The sequence below is a fragment of the Quyinboa mangrovi genome, from assembly GCF_042219825.1.
Lineage (GTDB): Bacteria > Bacteroidota > Bacteroidia > Bacteroidales > UBA5342 > JBHJHP01.
On record NZ_JBHJHQ010000078.1, the window covers coordinates 1 to 535 of the forward strand.

1 protein-coding gene is annotated in these 535 nt (G+C 39.4%); it reads left to right on the forward strand.

What is annotated here, in order from left to right; genetic code table 11:
- On the forward strand, positions 1–236 hold a 236-nt coding region (locus tag ACE1ET_RS20640), incomplete at its 5' end, for a hypothetical protein (RefSeq protein ID WP_375730322.1).
- Positions 237–535: the final 299 nt, after the last annotated feature.

Sequence of the window (535 nt, forward strand, 5' to 3'; positions counted from 1 at the left end):
CTTTCGTTTCAATATTAAAAATCTTGTTTAACATTCTAATTTTTTTGGAAAATGCACTACAACGTTCCCGCGGTATGCTGTCGTGGCAGTTTCTTTCAGACGTGAAAGGAACTGTCAGGACAAAAGAGACAGCCCGCGAATGTTGTAATATTTTATTTAAAAAGACTGCCATGCAGTATGACCGCGTGTTGTATTTAGTACCTTCTTTTTTTCTCTCATCGGAGCTCTTTAATTGAACGGTTTCACAAATTAAACACTTCGGTAAATCAAATGAGATTCAGCCGCCCATAGCCGGATAATGTAAATCAAAAACTCTACGATATTGCGTCAACCCCAAACGATATTGCGTCAAACTACGAATCTTCAAAGTTGTGTAGACTGAGATTCCACCCGACACCTGGTTTAAATCAAACGATGATCCAATTTTAAAAAGAACGTTCCCTCGCTTCAGCCGAAAGAGGGTGGAAGCCAGTTTAAAATAATCAAACAACTAATCCCGGTATTAAATACAACGTTCCCGCGGTATGGTGTCGTG